Origin of the sequence: Stenotrophomonas sp. HMWF023 (genome assembly GCF_003060985.1) — a bacterium.
Taxonomy (GTDB): domain Bacteria; phylum Pseudomonadota; class Gammaproteobacteria; order Xanthomonadales; family Xanthomonadaceae; genus Stenotrophomonas; species Stenotrophomonas lactitubi.
Window position 1 is genome coordinate 1 of record NZ_QAIJ01000112.1, and the last position, 4,027, is coordinate 4,027.

4 protein-coding genes are annotated in these 4,027 nt (G+C 69.5%); all 4 read right to left on the reverse strand.

Annotated elements, in window-relative coordinates:
* A partial coding sequence (locus DBR20_RS05950; protein ID WP_108265543.1) for an FAD-binding protein occupies window positions 1-1,165 on the reverse strand: 1,165 nt, incomplete at its 3' end.
* A complete protein-coding gene (locus DBR20_RS05955) occupies window positions 1,162-1,818 on the reverse strand; it encodes a metal-dependent hydrolase (RefSeq protein ID WP_108265544.1) in 657 nt (218 codons plus the stop codon). The genes DBR20_RS05955 and DBR20_RS05950, both read right to left, overlap by 4 nt.
* Before the next feature lie 110 nt (window positions 1,819-1,928).
* On the reverse strand, window positions 1,929-2,297 hold the full coding sequence (locus DBR20_RS05960; protein ID WP_181357032.1) for a YraN family protein: 369 nt from the start codon (window positions 2,295-2,297) through the stop codon (window positions 1,929-1,931).
* Window positions 2,287-4,008, reverse strand: coding sequence for a penicillin-binding protein activator (locus tag DBR20_RS05965; protein ID WP_108265545.1), 1,722 nt, complete (start codon window positions 4,006-4,008; stop codon window positions 2,287-2,289). Before DBR20_RS05965 ends, DBR20_RS05960 begins: the two co-directional genes overlap by 11 nt.
* Between the last annotated feature and the right edge of the window lie 19 nt (window positions 4,009-4,027).

A 4,027-nucleotide genomic window follows, 5' to 3' on the forward strand; every position in this document is an offset into this window, starting at 1 on the left:
CGTCGTCGGGGTGGTACAGAATGTTGACGTGCAGGTTGCCATTGCCGGCATGGCCGAAGGTGACGATGGTCAGCGAGTAGTCGCGCGCCAGCGCCTGCACGCCGGCCACCAGGTCGGGGATGCGCGACACCGGCACCACCACGTCTTCATTGATCTTGCCCGGGGCGATGCTGCGCAGTGCAGGCGACAGCGCCTTGCGTGCGGCCCAGAGCTGGTCGCGCGCGCGGCCTTCCATCGCCACGTCCAGTTCGATCATGCCGTCGCCTTCGGCGGCGCTGGCCAGCGCCTGCAGCAGGTAGGGCAGGGTGTCGTGGTCACCATCGGCCTCGACCAGCAGCATCGCGCCGGCCTCGGGTACTTCGGCACCGTTGAGGCGCAGCAGCTGCAGGCTGCGGGCGTCCATGAATTCCAGGCGTGTGGGTACCACCGGCTGCGACATCAGGCGTGACACGGCTGCGGCGGCTGCATCGGCATCGCGGTACAGCACGCGCAGTCCGGCCTGGCTGACCGGTAGCGGGGTCAGCTTCAGGGTGGCTTCCACGATCAGCGCCAGCGTGCCTTCACTGCCCACCAGCAGGTGGGTGAGGTCGTAGCCGGTGGAATCCTTGGTGTAGGCGCCACCGCAGCGGATCACCTCGCCGGTGCCGGTCACCGCCACCAGGCCCAGCACGTTGTCGCGGCTGGTGCCGTACTTCACCGCGCGTGGGCCGCCGGCATTGCAGGCCAGGTTGCCACCGACGCTGCAGATCTCCGCGCTGGACGGGTCCGGCGCCCAGAACAGGCCATGCGGCGCCAGCGCCTGCTGCAGCGTTCCATTGAGTACGCCTGGCTGCACCACGGCGCAGCGGTCACCGGCACGGATGTCGATGATGCGGTCCATGCGGGTGAACGACAGCACGACGCTGCCGGGCAATGGCACCGCCGCACCGGTGGTGCCGGTGCCTGCGCCGCGCGCGACCAGTGCCACGCCATGCGTGCGGCAGGCGCGCACCAGGGCCTGCACCTGTTCGATATCTGCTGGCAGCGCTACTGCAGCCGGCCGCTGGTGGCGCCATGAGTTGTCCTGCGCGTTCGCCTCCAGCGCGCCGTCATCCATGCGCCAGCCCTCCGCACCCAGCAGGGCGGACAGTTCGGCAACCAGGGCAGCGGGCAGGGCAGTACTCATGACGGATCTCGTGGGGCAGCAGGGGCGGGTTGAATCAGTTTCCAGGCAACAACGGCGCCGGCCAGCGGCAGCCAGACCCAACGCAGTTCCGACAGCAACGTGGCCACGCCGCGCGCGCTGAAGAACTGCGGGGCAAACGGTGAAACGCGGATCGGGCGCCAGGGCGCGAAGAAGCGGTGTTCGCTCCAAGGCCAGGCCAGGGCAACGCCCAGACCGCCGGAAGTCAGTGCGTCCAGCAGCGGATGGCTGGCGGCGCAGACGAAGACGAACGTCGCCGCTTGAACGGTAGATGCCAACCTTGGTTGGCACAAACCCGCCGACCAAGGTCGGCCTCTACCAGAGCGTGCATTTGCCTCTCCGGTAGGTGCCAACCTTGGTTGGCACAAAGGCGCCGACCAAGGTCGGCGACTACCAAAGAACGCCAGCAACGCTGCCAACACCGCCAGCACGCCGGCAAACAACAACGAATGGCTGGCACCCCGATGGCCGAATGCATCGGCATACGGAACATGCAGGGCAAACGCCAGCACATCGGCATCGGGCAGCATTGCCGCGACCACACCGGCCGCCAGCAGTCGCGGCGGGATGCGGCCACGATCAGCGGCGCACCACAGCGCCAGCGGCACGGCTGCGTGGGTGATGATCGAAGGCATCAGTCACGCACCGTGGTAGAGCCGGCCAGGCTGCGCTCTGGTAGGTGCCAACCTTGGTTGGTACAGAAGCGCCGACCAAGGTCGGCCTCTACCAAAGCGGACGGTACCCATCAGCAATCATCCAACCGGAACGCATCCCGCAGCCAATGCAACTGCGGTGGCTCACCACTGGCTTCCACCACATCGAAACGGCAGGGCGCATTGGCCAGCGCCGGGTTGTCCTGCAGGTACAGCTGCGCGGCATGCGCCAGGCGCCGGCACTTGCGCGCATCCACCGAAGCGGCGCCGCCACCGAAATCCGATCGCGCGCGGTAGCGCACTTCCACGAACACCACGGTACCGGCGTCATCCATCACCAGGTCCAGTTCACCGCCGCGGTAACGCACGTTGCGTGCACGCGGCTGTAGCCCGGCCTGTTGCAGATGCTGCTCGGCGGCGGCTTCCACCGCCGAGCCACGTTGGCTGCGCTCAGCGACCACCGACGATCGGCATCGGCCGGCCGCCATTGAAGGTGGACCACGCCGGTTGGCGCAGGATGTTGCCGTTGCTGTCCAGGAACAGGGTACCGGTGGCACCGTCCAGGCCGCCCTCGTTGGACAGCTTGTCCAGGTAGGCACTGATCTTCCAGGCATCGGCGCCGAAGGCGAACAGGCGGCCGGCCGCGCCGCGCGCGCTGGGCAGGGTCTGCGCGACCTGGGCAGCGGACGGCACGCCGGACACGCTGCGCACGTTCCAGGCTTCGTTCGGGTAGATGATGCCGTCCAGCGCCACGTCTTCTTCGACCTTGCCGCTGCCGGTGGTCAGCTGCGAGGTACCCACGCGGGTGGCACCACCGGCACCGGCCAGCGCCAGCTGCGGCGCCAGCAGGCGGGCCTGCGGTGCACGTACGGCCAGGAACACGGCATCGACTGCGCCGGCGTTGCGTACCTGCGCGCTGACATCACCCACCGTTTCGCTGACAGCGATGGTGGCGGCGACGCTGCCACCGCGCTGGGCAAAGCGCTGGGCGAACGCGGCCGCTGCGCGACGGCCGGTGTCGTCACTGCTGTTGATCACCAGCGCCTTGCTGCGCTCGCGGCCACGCATGTATTCGGCGGCGACGATGCCGTCGTCTTCCGGTGCCAGCGAGAAACCCGCGCTGCCGGCCGGCGGTGCATCCTTGCCGCGGTTCAGGCCCAGCACCGGCACCGGCAGCTGCTGGCGGCCATACACGGCATCCACTTCGTCGCGGCCGAGCGGGCCGACCACGAAGTCGGCGCCGGACGCTACGGCCTTGTCATACGCGGCCAGCGCACCGGCCGGGGTACCGGCGGTATCGAAGAAATTAACCTCCGGACGACGGCGGGTTTCGCCGTAGTAGGCGCTGAGCAGGCCATCGCGCACCGGCTGCGCGGCGGTGGCCAGGCGGCCGCTGAGCGGCAGCAGCACCGCCAGCTTGGCCGGTGGGCGGTAGCCATCGCTCATGGCCGGCGGGCGCTTGCTGGTGTCGAACTGGGCGGCGCCATCACGATCGAACGGGCGCGGCAGCGGCAGGCCACGGGCGATCAGCGCGCGGCCGGCGAAGTTGTACAACGGGTCATTGGCCGGCAGTGCGGCGGCACGGCTGCGCAGGGTGGCATCGTCAAGGGTGCCGAGCAGGCCGGAGATGGCGGCCTGGTTCTCGTTGCGCGCAGCACCGGCCAGACCGGCGTGCGCACGGGCGCGTTCGGTGGCGGCGCCGAAGGCATCGCCGGTAGCCTGCAGGGCATTGGCGCGGGCCAGCGACCAGCGCGTGCGCAGGCTCGGGTGCACGCTGTCGCCATGATCCTTCAGCAGGGCCAGCGCCTGCGCCGGCTGTTTGTCGGCCAGCGCCAGCTCGGCACTGGCCAGCTGGTAGCGCTGCAGGCTGGCACCGTTCACCTGGCGGGCGGTCACCTGGCCCAGCAGGCTGCGCGCGCGTGCGCTGTCGCCGGCCAGATGCCAGGCCCAGGCCGCATCGGCCAGGGCGTTGCTGCGGGCACCACCACGCAGGGTGGCGGCCAACGCTTCCAGTTGCAGGGCGGCGTCGCGCGGCTTGCCTTGTTCGATCAGCGCCAGCGCCTGGCTCTGGGCCGGCGATTCGGGCGCGCTGACGAGGCTGGTGGTGGCACAACCGGCCAGCAGCATCAACGACAGCGACAGGGCAGAGATGCGTGCGGCGGGCTTGTTCATGATCGGGTCCATGCGATGA

What these genes read in the sequence shown, in the direction of transcription:
- DBR20_RS05955 (WP_108265544.1), bottom strand. Translation starts at nt 1,818, where the DNA reads ATGCCTTCGATCATCACCCACGCAGCCGTGCCGCTGGCGCTGTGGTGC.
- DBR20_RS05965 (WP_108265545.1), bottom strand. Translation starts at nt 4,008, where the DNA reads ATGAACAAGCCCGCCGCACGCATCTCTGCCCTGTCGCTGTCGTTGATG.